This window comes from Kitasatospora sp. NBC_00240 (assembly GCF_026342405.1).
Classification (GTDB): Bacteria; Actinomycetota; Actinomycetes; order Streptomycetales; family Streptomycetaceae; genus Kitasatospora.
This window is the reverse complement of the sequence record NZ_JAPEMU010000001.1, coordinates 1,716,078-1,738,203: the sequence shown is the minus strand read 5'-3', so window position 1 is coordinate 1,738,203 and position 22,126 is coordinate 1,716,078. Positions and strand designations below refer to the sequence as shown.

Genomic DNA, 22,126 nt, shown 5'->3' with positions numbered 1-22,126 from the left:
AGGCTCGTGGATGTGGCAGGGGCGGCCGTGGAAAGCCGACTCGCCGACATCGAACGACGGTGCCGCGACGGGTTGGACACCACCACGCTCGGCACGGAGATCGTCGGCCGTCTGCGCCGGGTGGTACCGGCGGAGGCGGCCTTCTCCGCGACCGTCGATCCGGTGACCCTGCTGTTCACCTCGGCGACCGCGGAGGACCCGCTGGGCCCCGCGACGGCGCTGTTCCTGGACAACGAGTTCGGGCGGGCGGACGTCAACAAGTTCGCCGACCTCGCCCGGGCGGCGGATCCGGTCGGCTCGTTGGACCGGGCCACCGAAGGCGACCGGACGGAAAGCGCTCGCCACCGGGAGATCATGGCTCCCCTCGGGCTCGGCGACGAACTGCGCGCCGCGCTGGTCACCGGCCACCGCTGCTGGGGAGTGCTCTGCCTGCACCGGGAGGCCTCCTCCTCGGCCTTCACCGACGAGGAGATCGCCCTGGTCCGACGCATCGCCCCGGTGCTGGCGGCCGGTCTGCGCAAGGCGGTGACCGCGGCACCGCCTCCCGAGGCCACCATCGGCCCGGACGGGGTGGGTCTCATCCTGCTCGACTCCGCGCTCAGGACCGTCTCCATGAGCCCCGAGGCCGAACAGTGGTTGACCGACTTCCCCGACGGCGACCGGCAGGGCGCCGGGCTGCTCCCGGTCAGCGTGCTCGCGGCCGCCGCCGGCCCGGTGCCCTCGACCGTCCGGGTCCGGGGGCGCTCCGGCCGGTGGCTCGCCCTGCACACCAGCCGCCTGGGCCCGCAGATCGGCGTGGTGGTGGAGCCGGCCCGCCCGGCGGAACTCGGAGCGGTCCTGCTCAGCGCCCATGGACTCACCGACGCCCAGACCCGGGTCGCGGCCCTGGTCGTCCGGGGGTACTCCACCCGCCAGCTGGTCGACGAGCTGCACATCTCCGCCAACACCGTGCAGGAGCACCTGACCGCCGTCTTCGACAAATTCGGTGTCCGAAGCCGCCGCGAGCTGGTCGCCGTGGTGATGGCGGACCTGTCAGGGCTTGCCCAGGGCCGGACGCCCTAGGGATCTCGCCACCTTCGGGGCCGCTGCGTCCGCGGGTTCCCGCGTGGTCGTGTTCGGCGGCCGCCACCGTGCCGACCCTGACGGGGGCAGCGGTCGCCAGGCCGCGCGGGCGACCCGGACACCGCTGTCGGATGCGGCAGCGCCGGCAGCGGCAGCGGCACATCGAGTATGTGATCGGATCCGCGAAAAATCCCCGGACGCGGCCAATCCACCGGCCAGGCTGGTCCGAACAACAGGTGCCCGCCCCCCGCGCAGCGCTCGGCGGCCGGCCCGGACGTTCCACCCTCGGCAGGAGGCCAGTCATGCCCGCGACCCCACCGCAGGACCGCCCGTCGGTCCTGTCCCAGCGACCGACGGCGCCCGGCGCCGGCCGTCGGGAGGTGGCGCGGTGAACACGGTGGTCCATCTGTCCGGCCCGCAACGCCGCGGGCCCGACCTGCGGGAGCTGCTGACCAAGGTCGCTTTCGGCGACCAGGAGGCCTTCGGCCGGCTCTACGACGTGGTGGCCGCCCCGGTGCTCGGCCTGGTCCGGCGGGTGCTCAGGGACCCGGCGCAGTCCGAGGAGGTCACCCAGGAGGTCATGCTGGAGGTCTGGCGCACCGCCGCCCGCTACCAGCCCGAGCGCGGCGAGGTGATGGCCTGGGTGATGACCCTCGCCCACCGGCGCGCCGTGGACCGGGTGCGCAGCGCCCAGGCCGCCGCCGACCGGGACCGGCGGGCCGCGGCCCAGGCCCACGTACCGGCCTACGACGAGGTGGCCGAGCAGGTCGAGAACCGGCTGGAGCGCGAGCAGGTCCGCCGCTGCCTGAAGATGCTGACCGAACTCCAGCGCGAGTCGGTCACCCTGGCGTACTACCGGGGCTGTTCCTACCGGGAGACCGCCGAGATGCTCGGGGTGCCGCTCGGCACCGTCAAGACACGCATGCGGGACGGTCTGATCCGGCTGCGCGACTGCCTGGGGGTGGGGTCATGAGCACGGCCGCCGATCTGCACACGCTCACCGGCGCGTACGCGGCGCACGCACTACCGGAGGCGGAGAGCCTCGCCTTCGAGCGCCACCTGGCCCAGTGCCCGGCCTGCGCCCTGGAGGTGCAGGAGTTCAGGGCCGCGCTGGCCCGGCTCGGCGCCGCCGAAGCGACGCCGGTACCGCCCGAGTTGAAGCTGCGGGTGATGGCCGGCATCGGGTCGGTGCGCCAACTCGGGCCCGGTGGACCGCTGGACGAGCACGAGCCGGCGGCGGGCGAGCGGCCCGGCCGACTCGCCCGCTCCTGGCCGAAGTTCGCGCTGGCCGCCTCGGTGGCGATCGCGGTCGGCCTCGGCGGCGTCGCCGTCGGTGAACACCAGCAGGCCCGGCAGGCCGACCAGCGCGCGGCCCAACTGCAGCAGCAGGCAACCGCGTTCAGCTCCCTGCTGACCGCACCGGACGCCCGGACCAGGACGGCCACGGCCGGCTCCGGCGTCGGCACCGTGGTCTGGTCCGAGAGCCGCGGACAGGCCGGATTCCTCGCCGCCGGCCTGCCGCACCTGCCGCAGGACAAGGTCTACGAACTCTGGTTCAACGACTCCGGCACCATGCGGCCCGCCGGCCTGCTGCCCACCACCACCGGCTCGTTGCTGCTCACCGGTGGGATCGACGGCGCCGTCGGCGTCGGTGTGACGGTCGAGCCGGCCGGCGGCTCGCCGGCGCCCACCGGCGCCCCCGTGATGCTGATGCCGTTCGTCTGACCGGCGGGCCGCCTCCGAGTGGACCTGCCGCCCGGCCAATCCGCCTGCCCGACCGCTCCGAATACCTGATGTCCAGGGGAAAGGCGGCCCACCCGGGAACGGGTGGGCCCGACGGAACGGGAGGGGCGTGCGTGAGCGTGCCCGAACTTGCCGAAGCGGCCGGGATCGCGGGTGACGACGCCGGACGGCGCCGGGCGCGCCACCACGCGGGGGGCCGCCGCACGGCGGTCGTCGGCAGCGGGGTGGCCGGCCTCACCGCCGCGTACCGGCTGCACCTGGCCGGCATGGAGGTCGAGTTGTTCGAGGCCGACACCCGGCTGGGCGGCCACGCCCACACCCAGGACGTCACCGGTGCCGACGGGCGCAGCGTGCCCGTCGACACCGCGTTCCTGGTGCACAACGAGCGGACCTACCCCCATCTCATCGAGATGTTCGACGAGTTGGGGGTGGCCACCCGGCCGAGCGAGATGAGCATGTCGGTGCACTGCCGGGGCTGCGGGCTGCAGTACGCCGGCGCCCGCGGGCCGGGCGGCCTGTTCGCCCAGCCGTCCCGGCTGCTGCGCGGCGACTACCTCAGGATGCTCGCCGAGGTGCCGCGCTTCCACCGCCGGGCCCGCCGGCTGCTGGCCGACCCGAGCCCCGCGGCGGACGCCCCGACCCTGCGCGGCTTCCTCGCCGACGGAGGCTTCTCGCCCTACTTCGTCAGCCACTTCATGACCCCGGTGGTCTCGGCGGTCTGGTCCTGCGCGCCGGACGTCGCGGGCGACTACCCGGCCCGCTACCTCTTCGCCTTCCTCGACAACCACGGCCTGCTGGGCGTCACCGGCTCGCCGACCTGGCGGACGGTGGTCGGCGGCTCCCGCGGGTACGTGGAGAAGATTGCCGACCGGCTGACCGCCGTCCACCGGGGCACCCCGGTGCGCGCGGTGCGGCGCCACCTCGACGGGGTGGAGATCGTCACCGGCGGCGGTGAGCGGACGTCCTTCGACTCGGTGGTCCTCGCCACCCACCCCGACCAGGCCCTCAGCCTGCTGGCGGACCCCACCGAGGCAGAGCGCGACGTGCTCGGCGCCTTCCGGTACTCGCTCAACCCGACCGTCCTGCACCGGGACGCGAGCCTGCTGCCCACCGCCGCCCGGGCCCGCGCCTCCTGGAACTACCGGATGGCCGACTGCGCCGGCCGCGCCGACCGGGTCGAGGTCAGCTACCACCTCAACCGGCTGCTCGGCCTCGACACCGCCGAGGACTACCTGGTCACCCTCAACGAGGACGCCGGCCGGCCGGTGCCGCCGGAGCACGTGGTGGCCCGGATGGTCTACCGCCACCCCGTCTACACCCCGGAGAGCGTCGCCGCCCAGCGCCGGCTGCCCGAACTCACCACCGGGCGCACCGCCTACGCCGGGGCGTACCACGGCTGGGGCTTCCACGAGGACGGCTGCCGCTCGGGGGTGCTGGCGGCCCGGGCCCTCACCGGGGCCGTGGCGCCATGAACCGGCCCGCCGCTGCGCCGCCCGGCGGGCCCGCCGTCGTCAGGGAACCGGCCGCGGCGCCGGTCGAGGCGCTCCGGACGGAGCTCCCCGGACCCTGGGGCGCGGCCCTCTACGACTGCCGGACGACCCATGTGCGCACCGAAGCCGTCCGGCACTCCTTCAGCCACCGCACCTACCTGTGGCTGGTCGACCTCGACCAGCTGCCCCGGCTGCCGGCCCCGCTGCGCCCGCTGGCCCGGTTCCGGCCGGCCGACCACGGCGACGGACGGCGCCCGCCGCGCGAGGACATCGAGGAGTTCCTGGCCGGTCACGGCATCGACCTGGCCGGCGGGCAGGTGCTGATGCTGGCCCACGCCCGCTCCTTCGGACACGTCTTCAACCCGCTCACCGTCTACTGGTGCCACGCCGCCGACGGCACGCCGCTCTGCACGGTGGCCGAGGTGCACAACACCTACGGCGAGCGGCACCGCTACCTGCTGCGCCCGGACCAGGAGGGCCGGGCGACGGCCGGCAAGGAGTTCTACGTCTCGCCGTTCTTCCCGGTGGACGGCGAGTACCTGATGCGGGTGCCGGAGCCGGGCGCCCTGCTGGACCTCACCATCCACCTGCGGCGCGGCGAGCAGCGGGTGTTCACCGCCACCCTGCGCGGCACCCGGCGGCCGGCGACCCCGCTCGGGCTGCTCCGGGCGGTCGTCCGGCACCCGCTGTCCACCCTGGCGGTCTCCCTGCACATCCGGTACCAGGGCATCCGCCTGCTGCTGCGCGGCCTGCCGGTCCACCCGCGCCCGGTCCACCCGCGCCCGGCGAACTCGCGCCCGGCGAACTCGTGCCCGGCGAAGGCCGGTCCGGCGCCGGGCGGATCCGGACCAGGACCCGGCCACCGCACACCCGGCCCCGCCGCACCCTCTCGCTCCACCTCCACCTCCACCTCCACCTCCACGGCCACGTCCGACGTCAAGGAAGAAGCCCCGCCCTCGTGACGACCTACAGCACCTACCGACCCACCCCCGCACCCGGACGGCCGCAGACGCCGCCGTTCGAGACCCCCGAGGTCGATCTGCTGCGCTGGCCCGACGTGGCCCGCGTGCCGGGCGCTCCGGTGCGGGCGGCCGTCGCCGGGCAGCTGCTGCGCAGCGTCGCCCGCCGGCTCGGGTTGCGCGTCGAACTGCCCGGCGGGCGCTTGCTGGTGCCCGCCCCCGAGCAGGCGCCGACGCTGCGCCTGCACCGTCCGCGGGACTTCCACCGGCGGATCGGCGCGGACGGCCTGATCGGCTTCGGCGAGTCCTACCAGGCGGGCGACTGGGACTCGCCCGACCTGGTCACCCTGCTCACCGCCCTGGCCGCCTCGCCCGGCACCCTGGTGCCGCCCCGGTTGCAGGGGCTGCGGCGCTGGCACGCCCAGCGACCCCCGCTGGCCGAACTGGGCACCCAGGCGAACACCCGCCGCAACATCCAGCGGCACTACGACCTCTCCAACGACCTCTTCGCGCTCTTCCTCGACCCCACCATGACGTACTCGGCGGCCCTCTTCCCGCCCGGCCGGGACGGCGTCGCGGACCCGGCCCGGGCCGGTTGGGACGACCTGGTGCCCGCCCAGCACCGCAAGATCGACCATCTGCTCGACCTGGCCGGGGTCGGTCCCGGCAGCAGGGTGCTGGAGATCGGCACCGGCTGGGGGGAACTCGCCCTGCGGGCGGCCGGCCGCGGCGCCGACGTGGTCACGCTGACCCTCTCCGAGGAGCAGCGGCAGCTCGCCGAACGCCGGATCGCCGAGGCCGGCCACGCCCGCCGGGTCGAGGTCCGGCTCTGCGACTACCGTACGGCCCAGGGCAGTTACGACGCGGTGGTCAGCGTCGAGATGATCGAGGCGGTCGGCCGGGCGTACTGGCCCGCCTACTTCGCCACCCTGGACCGAGTGCTGGCCCCCGGCGGCCGGGCCGTGCTGCAGGCGATCACCATGCCGCACGAGCGGATGCTCGCCAGTTCGGACACCTACACCTGGATCCTCAAATACATCTTCCCCGGTGGCCAGATCCCCTCGGTCGAGGGCCTCGCGCAGGCCGCCGCCGGGCACACCGGGCTGCGGCTGACCCACCGGCAGGCGTTCGGCCCGCACTACGCGCAGACCCTGCGGCTGTGGCGCGAGCGGTTCACCGCGCGGGCCGACGAGGTCGCCGCGCTCGGCTTCGACCATGTCTTCCACCGGATGTGGGAGCTGTACCTGGCCTACTCCGAGGCCGGTTTCCGGACCGGCTACCTGGACGTCCAACACCTGCTGTTCACCCGCGAGGAGCAGGTCCGATGAGGGCGCAGGCGCAGGCGCGGGCGGTCGGGCGGGCGCGGCTATGAGCGGGGTGGACGTGGGCGCGCTGCTGACCGGCCTGGTGGCCACTCTCGGCGCGGCACTGGCCGTGATGCTGGCCGCCTTCGCCGTCGGCGTGCGGACCGGCCGCCACCGCGGCGTGGACGTGGCCTGGGGGCTGGGCTTCGCGGCCGTCGCGCTGACCGGGTACGCCGTCTCCGCCGGGCACGGCGACCCGGGGCGCCGGCTGCTGGCCACCGTGCTGGTCCTGGTCTGGGGCCTGCGGCTGTCCGCCCACATCCGGTGGCGCTCGCGCGGCGCGGCGGAGGACCCGCGCTACGAGCGGATGCTCGCCAAGGCCCCCGGCGGCCGCCGGACGATGTACGCGCTGCGAATCGTCTACCTGCTCCAGGCGGGCATCCTCTGGTTCGTCTCGCTGCCGGTGCAGGTGGCCCAGCAACTGCCGCGGCCGCCCGGCCCGCTCGCCTGGGCCGGTGCCGGGCTGTGGGCCGTCGGACTGTTCTTCGAGGCGGTCGGGGACGCCCAGCTGGGCCGCTTCAAGTCCGATCCGGCCAACCGCGGCCGGGTGATGGACCGGGGGCTGTGGCGGTACACCAGGCATCCGAACTACTTCGGCGACGCCTGTGTCTGGTGGGGCCTGTTCCTGCTCGCGGCCGACGCGCCGATCGGGTGGGCCACCCTGCTCAGCCCGCTGCTGATGACGTACCTGCTGGTCAACGGCAGTGGCAAGCCGATGCTGGAGCGGCAGCTGAGTGGCAGCAAGCCCGGTTGGGCCGAGTACGCGGCCCGGACCAGCGGCTTCGTCCCGCTGCCGCCGCGGCGCCGGGGCGGGGCCGGCTGAGGCCGTCCGCCGGCGCCCGGTGGGCCTGCCGGGCGGGGTACGGCGGGCGGGGTACGGCGGGTGGGGTACGGCGGGCGGTGGCGTCCGGCTCAGTGCGTCCAGCGGACGGCCAACATCGCCGCGTCGTCGTCCAGCCCGGTCCGGGTGTGGGCCCGGACATCGGCCAGCAGGGCCTCCAGCACCTCGTCCGGGTCCTGGGCGGGCAGCGCGGCCAGCCGCTCGGCCAGCGGGTAGAACCGGCCCCCGGCGTCCCGCGCCTCCGAGACGCCGTCGGTGTACAGCAGCAGCAGGTCGCCCGGGCGCGGGTCGAACAGGCCGACCCCGTACCGGCCGCCCACCAGGTCCAGCAGGGCCAGCGGCGGGGCGTGCTCCGGCGGTGCCAGCTCGCACACCACGCCGGCCCGGCGCAGCAGCGGATGCGGGTGACCGCAGTTGACCAGCTCGACCGGGCCGGTGCCGGCCGGGATCCCGGCCAGCACCGCCGTCACGAACCGCGCGTTGGACGGGCGCCGGGCCAGCGCGGCGTCCAGCCGGCCGGCCAACCCGGTCAGCTCCCGCTCGGTCCGGGCGGCGTCCCGGAACACCCCCAGCACGTCGGCCGCCGTCTCCACCACGCCCAGGCCGCTGCCCTGCACGTCGCCCAGGATGATCCGCAGGCCGTCCGCGGTCTCCATCACGTCGTACAGGTCGCCGCCGATCCGGGCCTCGGCCGCCGCGGCGGCGTACCGGACGGCGATCCGCACCCGCCCCACCTGTTCGGGGGGCGGGCGCAGCAGGGCCCGCTGGGCCGCCTCGGAGACCGTCCTGACCTGCAGCAGCTCCCGTTCGCGGGCCGTCACCAGGACGACGTTGGCCACGCTGGCCAGGGTCGCGGCCACCACCGCGATCAGCGCGGTGACGTGCACCGAACTGGGGATGTCGCGGTTGGCGATCGCCAGCAGGCCCACCGAGACGACGGCGGCCACGCCGGCCAGCAGCGGCACCCGGGCCGCCCGCGTGCTCGCGCCGGCCAGCACCGGCACCGCCGCCAGCACGGGGGAGACCGTGGTGCCCGGCCCGGACAGCGCGTCGGTGACGACCGCGGCGATCAGCAGCAGGTAGGCGGCCGTGATCAGCCGCCGGGCCCGCCGGGGCAGGTGGGCCGGCGGGAGCGTCACGTCCTTGCGGGCGCCGCTGGTCAAGGCATCACTCCTCCGGGCACGGCGGACGGGCACGGGAGCGGCACCGGGTCTCTCCCACCACCGTCCACTCTCCACCGCGCGCGCCCGGGCGGCCACGCCGGACGGAACACCCGGGCCGGCACCGGTGGCCCGGCGCGGGCGGGACGGGCGGGACGGGCGGGACGGGCGGGGTCGGCGGCCGGCGGGACCGGGACCGGCGGTCGCGGCGACCCGGGCGGGACGGCGGCCGGGTGCGTCTAGGCTGAGCGGCGATGAGACGCAAGACCGCGACACCGCCCGCCCCGCTCCCGCAGCGCCAGGGCGTCGACCCCGTACGGCTGAAGCTGCCCGGCGACGGCGCCTGGGACACGCTGCGCGCGTACCTGGCGCACCGGCTGCCCGCCGTCGACCCGGCCAGGATCGACGCGATGCTGGACGGCGGCGAGATCCACGGCACCGACGGGCCGGTCGCCCCGGACGCCGCCTTCGTGCCCGGCGCCCACCTGTGGTTCTACCGGGACCTGCCCGAGGAGATCCCCGTCCCCTTCGCGGTGGACGTGCTGCACCAGGACGAGCACCTGGTGATCGCCGACAAGCCGCACTTCCTGGCCACCACGCCCCGGGGCCGGCACGTCACCCAGACGGCGCTGTCCCGGCTGCGGCACGAGCTCGGCCTGCCCGCGCTCAGCCCCGCGCACCGGCTGGACCGCCTCACCGCCGGGCTGGCCATGTTCGTGGTCCGGCCCGGTGAGCGCGCCGCGTACCAGAACCTCTTCCGCGACCGGCTGGTCCGCAAGGAGTACCGGGCACTGGCGCCGTACGTACCCGGCCTGGAGCTCCCGCGTACGGTCCGCAGCCGGATCGTCAAGGAGCGCGGGGTGATCGCCGCGCAGGAGGTGGCCGGCCCGCCGAACAGCGAGAGCCTGATCGAACTGGCCGGGCACGCCGACGGGATCGGCCGCTACCGGCTCAGCCCGAGCACCGGGCGCACCCATCAGCTCCGGCTGCACATGAGCGGCCTCGGCATCCCGATCCTGGGTGACCCGGTGTACCCGGTGCTGCTGGCCGAGCCGGCCCCCGACGACTTCGGCCGGCCCCTGCAGCTGCTGGCGGCGGTGCTGGAGTTCACCGACCCGGTGACCGGCGAGCGGCGCCGCTTCGAGAGCCGTCGCCGGCTCGCGGCCGAGCCGCCCGCGGGCCCGCCGGCCGGGTGACCGGGGCCCGCCGGGCGGGTGGGCGCCGCTCTCAGCCCGGCTGCGGGCCGCCGAACAAGCTCCGCTCCACATGCTGGGTGTCGGCGTACTCCCGGACCGAGGTGATCAGGCCGTCCACCACGGTGAAGATCCCCAGGCAGGCGTTGTCGTAGACGTGGCCGGTCGCGGCCAGGCCCTTGGAGGTCCACTCGGCCACCACCTGCCCGCCGTCGGCGATCACATTGGTGAGCGTCACGGCCGGGGCGCCGCCGGGCGCGAACAGCACGCCCGCCCCGAGCAGGAACTCGTCGACGATGGTGTCGCGGCCGCGGTACACCCCGGTCAGCGGGACGTCGCCCGGGTACGTCCAGGTGGCGTCGGCCGCGAAGCTCGCGCGGACGGTGTCGAGGTCGCCCTCGGCGACGGCATTGACGTAGCGCACGACGACGGTACGGGGGTCGGTCGCGGTCGGGTCGGTGGCGGTCATCTCGTAACTCCTCGGGTTCGGTGATCGGAAGCGGGTCGCAACGGGGTCGCAGCGGGGTCGTCGCCGGGTCGTCGGCCGGGGACGGTCGCAGCGGGTCCGGCCGGGCGGAGCGGGTTCAGGACAGCGTGAGGACGGCGTTGCCGCGGATCCGGCGGTCCCGCAGGTCGAGGAGGACCTCCGGGGTCCGCAGCCAGTCCTCGGTCAGCCCGATCTCGGGGTGCAGCCGGCCCGCCGCGACCAGGCGGACCAGGGTCGCCAGGTCCGGGGCGTTCGGCCCGTCGTGGTCGGCGTAGCTGAAGTGCCGGACGGTGGTGGAGACCGGGCCCGCGAAGAAGTCGAAGAAGTCCAGCACGGCCGGCTGGCGGCCGGCCTGGCCGAACCAGACCAGCTCGCCGCGCGGCGCCAGCCGGGACAGCGCGAGGGGGAGGTTCTTGCCGCCGGTCGACTCCAGCACCAGGTCGAAGACGCCCTCCGCCTCCTCGACCCCGCGGACCACCGAGGACGCGCCCAACTCGGCCAGCCGCTCGCCGCGTTCGGCCGAGGCGGTGACCGCCGTGACCGAGGCGCCGGCCGCCGAGGCCAGCTCCGTGACGTAGTGCCCGACCCCGCCGGACGCCCCCGTGAGCAGGATCCGCCGACCGGTCACCGATCCCGCCGTACGCAGCAGTCGCAGCGCCGTCAGGCCGGCCAGCGGCAGGGCAGCGGCCGACACCGCCGGGACGGACCGCGGCAGTACGGCCAGCGACCCGGCCGGCACCGCCACGAACTCGGCCCACCCCCCGTCCGCAGGGTGGCCGACCACCCGCTGCCCGACCGCGGGCCCGGAGCCGTCCGGTGCCGCCTGGACCACCAGGCCGGCGACGTCCTTGCCCGGCCGCGCGCCGCCCGCCGCACCCTCCAGCTGGAAGATCTCGCCCCGGTTCACCGAGAACGCGTCCACCTTCACCAGCACCTCGTCGGGCCGCTGCACCGGCTCCGCGACCTCCGTACGCCGGATCGCCGCCGCCGGATCCCCGGTCGCCACAAACGCCTTCATCGCCCTGCTCCTCGCCGTCCCGACCGGTGCTCCCCGGCCGAACACCAGCAAACCGCCCGGCCCCGGGGGCGGTCCAACAACCGGATGCCGGTGGTGACAACCGTCGGTTGTCGGCCAGGATGACGGGCGTGGATCTCGACCTCGCCCAGGTACGCGCCTTCGTGACGACCGCCGACCACCTGCACTTCGGCCGCGCGGCGCAGCACCTCGCACTGACCCAGCAGGCGCTCTCCAAACGGATCGCCAGGCTGGAGGAGGGCCTCGGCGCCCTGCTGTTCGAGCGCGGCCCCGGCGGGGTCGCCCTCACCCCGGCCGGCGTCCGGCTCCTCCCCCCGGCGCGGGCCCTGCTCGCCGCCGGCGAGCTCGCCGTCGCCGCCGTCCACCAGCAGGAGCGGCCCGTCCGGCTGGACGTCTGGGGCCACCTCTTCGCCCCGCTGCGCACTCTCCGCGAGGTCCTCGACGATCCGGCGTCCGCCGCCGTGCACACCGAGGTCGGCCCGGCCCGGGACCTGCCGGCCGTCGCGGCGGCCCTGCTGCGCGGTGACAGCGACGCCGGGTTCGGCCGGCACCACCCGTTCGGCGACGGCCGGGACGACGGGCTGAGCCACCGCCTGGTCCGGCTGGAGCCGGTCGACGCGATCATGGCCGCCGACCACCCGCTGGCCCACCGCCCCGCGCTGCGCCCGGCCGAGCTGGGGGTGGGCCGGCTGGTGCTGCCCGCCGCCGCCGAACGGCTGGACTTCCTGCGGCGGTTCGCCGAGGAGTTCGCCGTGCCGATGCTCCCGGGGGAGGCCAACCTCGGCTTCGACCACCTGCTGGCCCGGATCCGCTCGACACCCGGCGGCTTCACGCTCTTCCCCGCCGAGGTCCCGCTCCCGGACGGCTGCGGCCTGGTCGCCGTGCCGCTGGTCGAGCCGACCCCGCTGTACGCCTGGTCGCTGCTCCGGCCGGCGGGCCGGCCGGCCCCCGCCGTGGACGCGCTGCTGTGGGCCTGCGCGGAGGTCGGCCGCCGCCGGCGCTGGCTGGAGTACCGGCCCGAGCGCGACTGGCTTCCGGAGGCCGACCAGGAGCAGGCCCGGGCGCTGTGAGCGGGGCCCGGCCGGAGCGGCGGGGCCGCTGCCGCGCCGGCCTAGGTCCGGCCTAGGCCCAAGGGACCAAGCAGCGGACCGGCCGACGGCCGATCCGCAGGGGGGCCTCGCGGAGCGACAGTTGTGCCATGAACGCATCGCAGACGCCGCCCGCGCAGACCCCCGCCGGAACCCGCCCGTCCGCCGCGCCCGGGCCTGCCTCCGAGCCCGCATCCGGGCCCGTTCCCGAGTCCGGCCCCCGGGTGGTCCTGATCACCGGGGCCTCGCGCGGGCTGGGCCTGGAGCTGGCCCGGGCCCTGGCCGCCGAAGGCCGGCACCTGGTGCTGACCGCCCGCAACGGGGCCGAACTCGCCGCCGCCGAGGCCGAACTGGCCGCCGTCACCAAGGTCGTCGCGCTGGCCGGATCGGTGGTGGACGACGACCACCGGGAGCGGCTGGCCGAGGCCGCCGCCGCGCTCGGCGGGGCCGAGCTGCTGATCAACAACGCCTCCACACTGACCGGTTACGACCTGGCCGGCGCCGCGCTGCCAAGGCTCGCGGACTTCCCGCTGCCCGGCCTGCTGGAGACCTTCGAGGTGAACGTCCTCGGGCCGCTCGCCCTCACCCAGCTCGTCCTGCCCCAGCTGCGCGAACACACGGGCGCGGTGGTCAACCTCAGTTCGGACGCGGCCGTGGAGGCGTACGAGGGCTGGGGCGGCTACGGCGCCTCCAAGGCCGCGCTCGACCACGCCTCGGCGGTGCTGGCGGCGGAGGAGCCGGACCTGCGGGTCTGGGCCGTCGACCCGGGCGACATGCGCACCCGGATGCACCAGGAGGCCTTCCCCGGCGAGGACATCTCGGACCGGCCGCTGCCGCACACCGTCGTCCCCGCCTTCCTCGCCCTGCTGCGCGAACGCCCCGCCTCCGGCCGGTACCGCGCCGCCGACCTGCTCACCCGTCCGGACACCGGCCCGGGCACCCGTCCGGACACCGGCCCGGGCACCCGCTCGGACACCGGTCCGTCCGCCGCCCCCACGACCGACGAGGAGCACCGATGAGCACAGCCCTCGGCAGCCGCTTCGACTTCACCGTGCCGCCCGAACTCTCCGCCCGGGCCCCGGCCGAGGCCCGGGGGATCGGCCGGGACGGCGTCCGGATGCTGGTGGGCCACCGGAGCGGCCGGGCCGTCGAGCACCACCGCTTCACCGATCTGCCGCAGGTGCTGCGGGCCGGTGACCTCTTGGTGGTCAACAACTCGGCCACCCTGCCGGCTGCCCTGGACGGCCGCCTCCCCGACGGCACCGCCCTCGCCCTGCACCTGTCCTCCGCCGAGCCCGGCCCGAACGGGACCCACCTGGTCGAGCTGCGGCGCGCCCCCGACGTACCGGGCGGCGCCGCCGGCCACTACCCGCCGGAGGTCACCCCGGCCCGGGCGGGGCTGCGGATCGCGCTGCCCGGCGGCGCCGGCGCCGAGCTGGGCGAGGCGTTCACCGCCCGGCTGTGGCACGTCCGGCTCACCCTGCCCGCCGCGCTGCCGGCCTACCTGGCCCGGTACGGCCGGGCGGTGCGGTACGGCTACGTGGACCGGGACTGGCCGGTCGAGGCCTACCAGACGGTCTTCGCGACCGTGCCGGGCAGCAGCGAAATGCCCAGTGCGGCAAGGCCGTTCACCGCCGAGGTGGTGGCCCGGCTGGCCGGTCGGGGCGTCCTGGTCGCGCCGGTCACCCTGCACACCGGCGTCGCCTCGCCGGAGGCCCACGAGGCGCCGTACGCCGAACGGTTCACCGTCCCCGCCAGTACCGCCGCGCTGACCGGGCACGTCCGGGCCGCCGGGGGCCGGGTGATCGCGGTCGGCACCACCGTGGTCCGGGCCCTGGAGTCGGCCAGCGGTGCGGACGGCGTGGTCCGGGAGGCCGACGGCTGGACGGAGTTGGTGATCACCCCGGAGCGGGGTGTGCGCGCCGTGGACGGCCTGCTCACCGGCTGGCACGAGCCGCAGGCCTCGCACCTGCTGATGCTGGAGGCGGTGGCTGGCCACGCGCTGCTCGAACGCTGCTACGCCGAGGCGATCGAACACCGTTACCTCTGGCACGAGTTCGGCGACGTGAACCTGCTGCTGCCGGACTGAGCCGAAGCCGGGCCCGATGCGAAGCCGGGCCTGAGCCGATGCCCCGAGCCTCAGCCCCCGACCGAGCCGGTGCTCGGACCCGAGCCGGCGCCCGGACCGGAGCCAGGTGGCGGATCAGCCGAACAGGTCGTGGTCGGCCAGGACTTCATCGAGCACCCGGCGGTGCTCGGCGGCGGTCACCGGGTCACTGTCGAGGAACTCGGCCAGGCAGATCAGGGCCTTCCACAGCGCCCACCCGCGGGCCCGCGCCCACATCGCGCCGTCCTGGCCGACGGTGGCCCGGAAGGCCTCCCGGCTGTCGCCCGAGAACATCGTCCAGGCGATCACCAGATCGCAGGCGGGGTCGCCCACCCCGGACGTCCCGAAGTCGATCACCGCGGCCAGCTTCCCGTCCCTGACCAGCAGGTTGCCGCCCCCGATGTCCCCGTGGAACCAGACCGGCGAGCCCTGCCAGCCCGCCGCCAGCGCGGCCTGCCAGACGGCGGCGGCCCGCCCGGTGTCGACCCGGCCGGTCAGGGCGGCGAGGGCGGTCCGGGTCTCCTCGTCGTAGTGGGCCGGCGGCGCGCCCCGGTGGAAGCTGTGCGCCCCCGCCGCCGGCCCGTCCGCCGCCTCGATCCGCTGCAGGGCGAGCAGGAACTCGCCGACCGAGACGGCGAAGCGCGGTAGGTCGTCGATCGGGCCGCGGTCGGCGCTCTCGCCCTCCAGCCAGCCGCGGACCGACCAGGTGAACGGGTACCCCTCGCCCGGCACGCCCCGCGCGAGGATCCGGGGCACCGGGACGGGCAGGGACGGCGCGAGCACCGGCAGCCACCGGTTCTCCTTGTCGACGGCAGGGGCGTAGCCCGCGGCGGTGGGCAGGCGCACCGTCATCGTGTCCCCGAGGCGGTAGGTGCGGTTGTCCCACCCGTCGACGGCGACCGGCCGCACCGGCAGGGCCCCCCACTGCGGGAACTGGGCGCGGATCAACCGCCGCACCAGTTCCGCGTCGATCCCGGCACGACCGTCCTTGTAGTGGCTCTCGACCATCCGGCGATCATTTCCGCCGACCTCTTCGGGTGCAATCGATTTCTTCCGGCCACGGCTCGTCGAAGGCGGCCGCGGCCGCCTCGTCCCGCCCGCCGGTACGCACCCGCCCCGCCGTCGGCACCCTCCCTACCCGCCCGCCGGCACGCAGCCGCGCCGCCCGGGTCGGGGCGCCCGGGCCCGTCCGCGCACGATCGGCCGTCCCCGCTGGTGACCTCGCGTCAGCTGTGATCGGCTCCTGATCACCTGTGTCTGCCGCGGACGCCGAGCGCGAGGAGTGTCGATGGGCCGCTTCGGGTGGAAGCTGCACGGTGACGGGCGCAACCCCGCCGTGGGGGAGGTGGTCAAGCCGGACGAGCGGCTGACCTGGGGCCGGACGGTCGGCCTCGGCGCGCAGCACGTGGTGGCGATGTTCGGGGCCACCTTCGTGGCGCCCGTCCTGATGGGGCTGGACCCGAACCTCGCGGTGCTGGTCTCCGGTGTCGCGACGGTCTTCTTCCTGCTGGCGACCGGCGGCCGGATCCCCTCCTACCTGGGCAGCAGCCTGTCGTTCGTCGGGGTGGCCGCCGTGATCCGCGCCCAGGGCGGCGACTCGGCCACCCTCACCGGCGCCCTGCTGGTGGTCGGCGCCGTCCTGACGGCCTGCGGCGCGGTGGTGCGGGCCGCGGGCGCCCGGGTGATCCACGCCGTGCTGCCCCCGGTGGTGACCGGCGCCGTGGTCATGCTGATCGGCTTCAACCTCGCCCCGGTCGCGGCGGGCACCTACTGGCCGCAGGACCAGTGGACGGCCCTGCTGACGATGACCTTCACCGGGTTGGCGCTGGTGGTGCTGCGGGGCTTCTGGTCCCGGATCGCGATCTTCCTCGGCCTGCTCTTCGGCTACGCGGTGTCCTGGCTGTTCGACCGGATCTTCGGCCGGATCCACTCCGCGGACGGCTCCGGCGCCGTGACCGACCACTGGCGCCTCGACCTGTCGGGCGTCGGCCGGGCGGACTGGATCGGGTTTCCCACCCTGCACGGCCCGAGTTTCTCGGCCTCGGCGATCCTGGTGGCGCTGCCGGTGGTGGTGGCGCTGATCGCTGAGAACGCCGGCCATGTGAAGGCGGTCGGCGAGATGACCGGTGACCCGCTGGACGACCGCCTCGGCCAGGCCGTGATGGCCGACGGCGCCGCCACCATGATGTCCACCGCCGTCGGCGGGCCGGCGACCACCACGTACGCGGAGAACATCGGCGTGATGGCCGCGACCCGGGTCTACTCCACGGCCGCCTACTGGTGCGCCGCCGGCTTCGCGATCCTGTTCGGCCTCTGCCCCAAGTTCGGGGCCGTGGTGGCGGCGATCCCGGGCGGCGTGCTCGGCGGGATCACCGTCGTCCTGTACGGCATGATCGGCCTGCTGGGCGCCCAGATCTGGATCCACAACCGGGTCGACCTGACCAACCCCCTGCACCTCGTCCCGGTCGCCGCCGGCGTGATCGTCGGCATCGGCGGAGTGACCCTCAAATTCACCGAGACCTTCGAGCTCGGCGGGATCGCCCTGGGCACCCTGATCGTCGTCCTCGGCTACCACGGCCTGCGCCTGGCGGCCCCCGCCCACATGAAGCACCCGCAGGCCGCCACCCTGGACGCCGGCGCCGCCGAGTACGACGACGGGGCCGGCCACTGAGGCGGTCCGGGCCCCGACGGGGGCGGCAGGCGGGCAGGTGGTCCGCCGGTGCGCCGCGGGCTGACAGCGCGCCCCCGTCGGCGGTCTAATGGAGTCCGGCAGCCTTCTGCGGGTCAGGAGGCGTGATGGACGTGACCGACGCGGCTGCGACGCTGGTGGACGCCCGCCGCTCGCACGAACTGCAGCGGTGGCAGGACGCCTGCGAGGCGTTCGCGCGGGCCGACGGGGGCGCTCCGCTGGGCATCGAGGACCTGGAGGCGTGGGCCGAGAGCGCGCACATCCTGGGGCGTGGCCCGGAGGCCTGCCGGCTGCTGGAGCGCGCGTACCGGACCCGGGCGGACGCCGGCGAGGTCGGGGACGCGATCCGGTGCGCGTTCTGGCTGCACGAGGCGCTGACGATGCGCGGCGAGTTCGGGCACGCCGGTGGCTGGCTGGCGCGGGCCGCCCGGTTGGCGCGGGCCGGGCCCGGGTGCGCGGAGGAGGGGTACCTGCTGCTGCCGGAGGCGGAGCGGCAGCTGGCACAGGACGCCGACGCCGCGTTCGGGACCGCCGCGCGGGCGCTGGAGCTGGCCGTCCGCTGCGGCGACCGCGACCTGGCCGTCGCCGCCACCCACATCCAGGGCCTGGTGCGGATCCGGCAGGAGCGGGTCGAGGAGGGACTGGCGCTGCTGGACGAGGCGATGCTCGCGGTGACGGCGGGGGAGACCTCGCCGCGGGTCACCGGGTGGGTCTACTGCAGCGTGATCGCGGCCTGCGGCGAACTGCAGGAGCTCCGCCGGGCCAGGGAGTGGACGACCGCGCTGGACGCCTGGATGGCCGGCCGCCCGCAGTTCGTCGGCGGCTACTCCGGAATCTGCCTGATCCACCGCTCGGAGCTGATGCGGCTGCTCGGGCAGTGGCAGAAGGCGGCACTGCAGGCGCGGACGGCGTGCGAGCGCCTCACCCAGGGCTTCGCGGAGATGCTCGCCGGCGCGGCCTTCTACCAGCTCGGCGAGGTCGACCGGCTGCGCGGGGACTGGCCCGCCGCCGAGCAGGCGTACCGCCGGGCCGGCCGCTACGGCTGCGACGCCCAGCCCGGCCTGGCCCTGCTGCGACTGGCGCAGCAGCTGCCGGAGCCCGCGGTGAGCGGTGTCCGCCGGGCGCTCGCCGAGGCCGCGACCCGGCCGGCCAGGGCGAAGCTGCTGCCGGCCTACGCGGAGATCATGCTGGCCGCGGGCGAGCCGGATGCGGCGGCGGAGGCGGTCACCGAGCTGGCCGCCGTCGCGCAGGCGTACGACCGTCCGGCGATGCGGGCACGTACCGAGTACGCCCGGGCGGCCGTCCGTCTCACCGGGGGCGACAGCGCCGCCGCGCTGACCGCGGCCCGGAGCGCCTGGCGGCTCTGGCGGGAGCTGGACGTTCCGTACGAGGCGGCCCGCTCGCGGGTCCTGGTGGGGCTGGCCTGTCGGGGGCTGGGTGACGAGGACTCGGCGGCCGGTGAGTTCGAGGCCGCGCTGCGCGGGTTCGCGGAGCTCGGCGCGGAGCCGGACCGGGCCCGGACGGAGGTGCTCGCCCGGGCCCGGCCCGGTGACGAGGTGGGAGCCCGGGCCGACGAGCGGCCGGCCGGCCTCACCGCCCGCGAGAGGGAGGTGCTGCGGCTGGTCGCGGCGGGGGACACCAACCAGGCCGTCGCGCGGGAGCTGGTGCTCAGCGAGAAGACCGTCGCCCGGCACCTCAGCAACATCTTCCGGAAGCTCGGGGTGGGCTCGCGGACGGCCGCGGCGGCGTACGCCTTCGAGCATGGGCTCACCCGGCCGCCGCCGGGCCGCCAGGCGGGGACCGGCGCCCGGGTGCGCAGAACCACCCACGTCGCCGGCACCGGGTTGCACGGTTCTGCCGATGCCGGGCCGGGCCCCGATCCGTAGCGTCGGAGGCGTGACGACGGGGACCCGCAGCAAGACCTTGGAGCCGATCATGGCGACGGACGGGACGACCAGGGCGACGGACGGGCCGGCCAGGGCGCCGAACGGGACGCGCCTCGCCGGCCCGGCGTCCGAGCAGCGGGCGGACTACGAGCCGGCACGGCCGGCCGGCGCCGTCCTGCGCGGGGCGACGCTGGCGGACCAGGGCGACTACGCCGGGGCCGAAGCCGTCCTGCGGCGCGCGATCCGCCTCGGCGAGGCCGCCCACGGACCGGACGATCCCCGCCTCGCGCCGCCGCTGCGCGCCCTCGCCGCGATCCGCGCGGCCCGTGGCGGCCTCGCCGAGGCGCAGGCGCTGTCGCTGCGGGTGCTCGCCCTGGTCGAGGACGGCGCCCGGTGGCAGGAGCACGAACGGAGAAGTGAGCAGTCATGAACGAGGAGCGCTTCGAGACGGTGATCATCGGCGGTGGCCAGGCCGGCCTCAGTGTCGGCTACCATCTGGCCGCGCGGGGACGGGAGTTCGTGATCCTGGACGGCGGCCGGCAGGTCGGCGACAACTGGCGGGCGCACTGGGACTCGCTGCGCCTCTACACCCCGGCCCGCTACGACGGCCTGCCGGGCATGAAGTTCCCCGGGCCGCGCTGGTCCTTCCCCGGCAAGGACGCGATGGGGGACTTCCTCGCCGCGTACGCCGAGCGGTACCGGCTGCCCGTCCGGACGGGGGCGAGGGTCCGGCAGGTCCGGCCCGACGGCGACGGCTATCGCGTCACCGTCGGGGACGGTGAACTGCGGGCCGAGAACGTCGTGGTGGCGACCGGCACCTTCGGGCGCGAGCCGTACGTCCCGTCGTTCGCCCGGGAGTTGGACGCGGGGATCCGCCAGCTCCACTCGGCCTCCTACCGCAACGACGCCCAACTGCGGTCCGGGCCGGTGCTGGTGGTCGGGGCCTCGCACTCCGGGGCGGACATCGCCTACGAGGCGTCCGGCCGGCATCGGACCGTCCTGTGCGGCCGGGACACCGGGCAGATCCCGTTCCGGCTCGGCTCGCGGCCGATGAGGGCCGTCGCTCCGCTGCTCTGGCTGCTCGCCGGACACGTGCTGACCGTGCGCACGCCCGTCGGGCGCAAGGCCGCCGCCGAGATCCGTGCACACGGCGGCCCGCTGCTCCGGGTCAGGTCCGCGGACCTGGCCGCCGCCGGCGTGGAACGCGTCACCGACCGGATGGCGGGAGTACGGGACGGCCGGCCCCTGCTGGACGGCGGGCGGGTCCTGGACGTGGCGAACGTGGTCTGGTGCACCGGGTTCCGGCAGGACTTCAGCTGGATCGACATCCCGGTGTTCCGGGCGGACGGCTGGCCGGAGGAGGACTGCGGCATCGTGGCCGCCTCGCCCGGGCTGTACTTCGCCGGCCTGTCCTTCCAGCGGGCCTTCAGCTCGATGCTGGTGGGCGGAGCGGGCCGGGACGCCCGGATCGTCGCGAAGCACATCGCGGCCCGGGAGCCTTCGGCGGCCGGGCGCGCCGGGAGTGCCCGGCCGCGGGCCGGTGCGGTCCGGGTGGCCTGACGGGCGGCCGGCGCCCGTCCCGAGGGAGGGGGCCGGCCGTGGGTGGGCGAGGACGGAGTCGAACCGTCACAGCCGAAGCGGGGGCTTTACAGGCCCTTGGGCTCACCGGTGCCCAGCTCACCCTCGATGGAGGAGGCGAGGGCCGCCCCGGACGCCTCGGCGTCCCGGGAGCCCCCGGCCCCGGCGCGGCCGCAGCGGCCGGCCCGGTCCTCCGGACATGCGAAGTGCCTTTCTTCGGAGAGCACTTCATTCCTGGTGATGACCAACGAAATCCTGGTTCCGCAGGCTTGAACCCGATGAAGGGTTCAGGCCTGCGGTTCATGACGTCACTGCGCGGAGAGTGCGCGGATCGAACGCGCGCGGGCTTTCACCCGACGACGGCTTAGCAAGCCGCTGCCTTACCACTCGGCCAACTCTCCAACGCTGCCGGACGAGGATTCGAACCTCGAGTCTCCTGAGTCAGAGTCAGGCGTGCTGCCAGTTGCACCATCCGGCATGGGAGGGCGACCTGAAAAAGCCGCCCGCACGGGGAATCCCCGGGGCGGCTCGGCCGTCGGCCGGTCACCGTGCGGGGAGAACTCCCGAACTGCGCTGAGAAGTTGAGGAGCGCTGATACGACCGCTGGTACGACCGGACACTGGCGATGGCGTTCATGATGCGTTCCTTCCTGCGTCGTTCGGTGGCGATGCGCCCACTCTGCAACAGGGCCGCGGGTGGGGCAAGGTATTTACCCGGGAACTCGGGAGCGGGCCGGCCGGGGGGCATGTCCGGTGCCGGTGGAGGCCGCCGCGCAGCCTCCACCGGCACCGGTCGGTCGGTCAGGAGCGCCGGCCCGGGGTGCGTCCGCTGGCGCCGAGGGCGCGGTCGAACGGGTCGGCGTCGGCCGGGACGTCGACGGGAGGTCCGTACGAGCCGTTGGCGCGGGCCTGTCCGGCGAGCTGCTCGACGACGCCCAGGACGGTCTTCGCGGTGTGCTCGCCGACCTGGTGGTCGAGGCCGGCGGCCTGGGCCAAGTCCCATCCGTGCAACGCGAGTTCCTGCATGGTGATGGCTGCGGCGACTTCGGCCGGCAGTGTGCCGGGCCCGAATTCGGTGGTGCCGGAGAGCGCCTCGGGGGCGAGCCAGGCGTCGGCGGCGCGCTCGGCGGCGCGGGCGACGGCGGCCGGGTGGGTCGGCGGCGCGGAGGGTTCGGTGGGGCGGGGCTCCTTGCGGGCGGCCCGCTCGGAGTCGGCCAGGACGCCGCCGAGGTGGGTGAGCAGGTCGCCGACGGACCAGTCCGGGCAGGGGGTGCGGCGGTCGAGCTGTTCGGGGGTGATCCGGTCGGCGGTGGCGGCGAACAGGGTGGCGAGTTCGCTCAGTGCGGTGCGCATGGCGGTGGTCCTTGCGGGGAGGGGTTGCGGCCCTGGGGTTGCGGGCCCATTCGCTTAAGTCGAGACTAAAACGATGGATCGCCGACCGCAA

20 protein-coding genes, 3 tRNA genes and 1 pseudogene are annotated in these 22,126 nt (G+C 75.5%); 15 read left to right on the top strand and 9 right to left on the bottom strand.

Annotated features, from left to right (window positions below; all coding sequences use genetic code 11):
• The first annotated feature begins 27 nt into the window (after window positions 1-27).
• The 7 genes and pseudogenes from OG689_RS07230 to OG689_RS07200 all read left to right on the top strand — a co-directional run bounded on the left by OG689_RS07230 (window position 28) and on the right by OG689_RS07200 (window position 7,441).
• A complete protein-coding gene (locus OG689_RS07230) occupies window positions 28-1,062 on the top strand; it encodes a LuxR C-terminal-related transcriptional regulator (RefSeq protein WP_266318730.1) in 1,035 nt (344 codons plus the stop codon).
• A gap of 388 nt (window positions 1,063-1,450) precedes the next feature.
• Window positions 1,451-2,035, top strand: coding sequence for an ECF RNA polymerase sigma factor SigK (gene sigK / locus OG689_RS07225; RefSeq protein ID WP_266318728.1), 585 nt, complete (start codon window positions 1,451-1,453; stop codon window positions 2,033-2,035).
• The gene (locus OG689_RS07220; RefSeq protein WP_266318726.1) at window positions 2,032-2,787 is read left to right on the top strand and encodes an anti-sigma factor; all 756 of its coding nucleotides are present in this window, start codon (window positions 2,032-2,034) and stop codon (window positions 2,785-2,787) included. Before sigK ends, OG689_RS07220 begins: the two co-directional genes overlap by 4 nt.
• A gap of 164 nt (window positions 2,788-2,951) precedes the next feature.
• Window positions 2,952-4,277 (top strand): FAD-dependent oxidoreductase, encoded by a 1,326-nt coding sequence (locus OG689_RS07215; RefSeq protein WP_266326935.1) that lies wholly within the window; start codon window positions 2,952-2,954, stop codon window positions 4,275-4,277.
• Window positions 4,278-4,381: 104 nt separating this feature from the next.
• Window positions 4,382-5,071: pseudogene (locus OG689_RS07210) on the top strand (DUF1365 domain-containing protein); the annotation flags it as partial.
• Between the two features lie 263 nt (window positions 5,072-5,334).
• The gene (locus OG689_RS07205; RefSeq protein ID WP_266326933.1) at window positions 5,335-6,582 is read left to right on the top strand and encodes a cyclopropane-fatty-acyl-phospholipid synthase family protein; all 1,248 of its coding nucleotides are present in this window, start codon (window positions 5,335-5,337) and stop codon (window positions 6,580-6,582) included.
• Between the two features lie 40 nt (window positions 6,583-6,622).
• Window positions 6,623-7,441: a DUF1295 domain-containing protein gene (locus OG689_RS07200; RefSeq protein WP_266318725.1), complete on the top strand. Its 819-nt coding sequence runs from the start codon at window positions 6,623-6,625 to the stop codon at window positions 7,439-7,441.
• Window positions 7,442-7,530: 89 nt separating this feature from the next.
• Here OG689_RS07200 and OG689_RS07195 read toward each other — a convergent pair whose 3' ends face one another.
• Window positions 7,531-8,622, bottom strand: coding sequence for a PP2C family protein-serine/threonine phosphatase (locus OG689_RS07195; RefSeq protein ID WP_266318724.1), 1,092 nt, complete (start codon window positions 8,620-8,622; stop codon window positions 7,531-7,533).
• Between the two features lie 251 nt (window positions 8,623-8,873).
• On the opposite strand from OG689_RS07195, the gene OG689_RS07190 reads away from it, so the two are divergent.
• Window positions 8,874-9,815 (top strand): pseudouridine synthase, encoded by a 942-nt coding sequence (locus tag OG689_RS07190; RefSeq protein WP_266318723.1) that lies wholly within the window; start codon window positions 8,874-8,876, stop codon window positions 9,813-9,815.
• Window positions 9,816-9,846: 31 nt separating this feature from the next.
• On the opposite strand, the gene OG689_RS07185 is transcribed toward OG689_RS07190, so the two are convergent.
• Complete coding sequence (locus OG689_RS07185; protein ID WP_266318721.1) at window positions 9,847-10,281, bottom strand: nuclear transport factor 2 family protein; 435 nt, start codon at window positions 10,279-10,281, stop codon at window positions 9,847-9,849.
• Window positions 10,282-10,396: 115 nt separating this feature from the next.
• Complete coding sequence (locus OG689_RS07180; RefSeq protein ID WP_266318720.1) at window positions 10,397-11,317, bottom strand: zinc-binding dehydrogenase; 921 nt, start codon at window positions 11,315-11,317, stop codon at window positions 10,397-10,399.
• 119 nt (window positions 11,318-11,436) lie between these two features.
• Between OG689_RS07180 and OG689_RS07175 the strand changes: the two genes are divergently transcribed.
• The 3 genes from OG689_RS07175 (at window position 11,437) to OG689_RS07165 (ending at window position 14,512) form a co-directional block, all read left to right on the top strand.
• Entirely contained in the window at window positions 11,437-12,405 is a 969-nt protein-coding gene (locus OG689_RS07175; RefSeq protein WP_323189261.1) for a LysR family transcriptional regulator, read from the top strand.
• Between the two features lie 128 nt (window positions 12,406-12,533).
• Window positions 12,534-13,442 (top strand): SDR family oxidoreductase, encoded by a 909-nt coding sequence (locus OG689_RS07170; protein ID WP_266318718.1) that lies wholly within the window; start codon window positions 12,534-12,536, stop codon window positions 13,440-13,442.
• The gene (locus tag OG689_RS07165; protein ID WP_266318717.1) at window positions 13,439-14,512 is read left to right on the top strand and encodes an S-adenosylmethionine:tRNA ribosyltransferase-isomerase; all 1,074 of its coding nucleotides are present in this window, start codon (window positions 13,439-13,441) and stop codon (window positions 14,510-14,512) included. Before OG689_RS07170 ends, OG689_RS07165 begins: the two co-directional genes overlap by 4 nt.
• 114 nt (window positions 14,513-14,626) lie before the next feature.
• Here OG689_RS07165 and OG689_RS07160 read toward each other — a convergent pair whose 3' ends face one another.
• Window positions 14,627-15,538, bottom strand: coding sequence for an aminoglycoside phosphotransferase family protein (locus tag OG689_RS07160; protein WP_266318715.1), 912 nt, complete (start codon window positions 15,536-15,538; stop codon window positions 14,627-14,629).
• Between the two features lie 280 nt (window positions 15,539-15,818).
• On the opposite strand from OG689_RS07160, the gene OG689_RS07155 reads away from it, so the two are divergent.
• The 4 genes from OG689_RS07155 to OG689_RS07140 all read left to right on the top strand — a co-directional run bounded on the left by OG689_RS07155 (window position 15,819) and on the right by OG689_RS07140 (window position 20,665).
• A complete protein-coding gene (locus OG689_RS07155; RefSeq protein ID WP_266318714.1) occupies window positions 15,819-17,201 on the top strand; it encodes a solute carrier family 23 protein in 1,383 nt (460 codons plus the stop codon).
• Between the two features lie 125 nt (window positions 17,202-17,326).
• Window positions 17,327-19,105, top strand: coding sequence for a response regulator transcription factor (locus OG689_RS07150; protein WP_266318712.1), 1,779 nt, complete (start codon window positions 17,327-17,329; stop codon window positions 19,103-19,105).
• A 10-nt stretch (window positions 19,106-19,115) separates the two neighbouring features.
• A complete protein-coding gene (locus OG689_RS07145) occupies window positions 19,116-19,535 on the top strand; it encodes a tetratricopeptide repeat protein (RefSeq protein ID WP_266318711.1) in 420 nt (139 codons plus the stop codon).
• Window positions 19,532-20,665: an NAD(P)-binding domain-containing protein gene (locus OG689_RS07140; protein WP_266318709.1), complete on the top strand. Its 1,134-nt coding sequence runs from the start codon at window positions 19,532-19,534 to the stop codon at window positions 20,663-20,665. Before OG689_RS07145 ends, OG689_RS07140 begins: the two co-directional genes overlap by 4 nt.
• Before the next feature lie 43 nt (window positions 20,666-20,708).
• Here OG689_RS07140 and OG689_RS07135 read toward each other — a convergent pair.
• From OG689_RS07135 to OG689_RS07115, 5 genes are all read right to left on the bottom strand, one after another.
• Window positions 20,709-20,788, bottom strand: a tRNA-Tyr gene (locus OG689_RS07135).
• Window positions 20,752-20,910, bottom strand: a complete 159-nt coding sequence (locus tag OG689_RS07130; RefSeq protein WP_266318707.1) for a hypothetical protein — start codon at window positions 20,908-20,910, stop codon at window positions 20,752-20,754. The genes OG689_RS07135 and OG689_RS07130 overlap by 37 nt, the downstream gene beginning before the upstream one ends.
• An 89-nt stretch (window positions 20,911-20,999) precedes the next feature.
• Window positions 21,000-21,084, bottom strand: a tRNA-Ser gene (locus OG689_RS07125).
• 4 nt (window positions 21,085-21,088) lie between these two features.
• Window positions 21,089-21,161, bottom strand: a tRNA-Gln gene (locus OG689_RS07120).
• 322 nt (window positions 21,162-21,483) lie between these two features.
• On the bottom strand, window positions 21,484-22,035 hold the full coding sequence (locus OG689_RS07115) for a TIGR03086 family metal-binding protein (RefSeq protein ID WP_266318706.1): 552 nt from the start codon (window positions 22,033-22,035) through the stop codon (window positions 21,484-21,486).
• Window positions 22,036-22,126 lie beyond the last annotated feature (91 nt).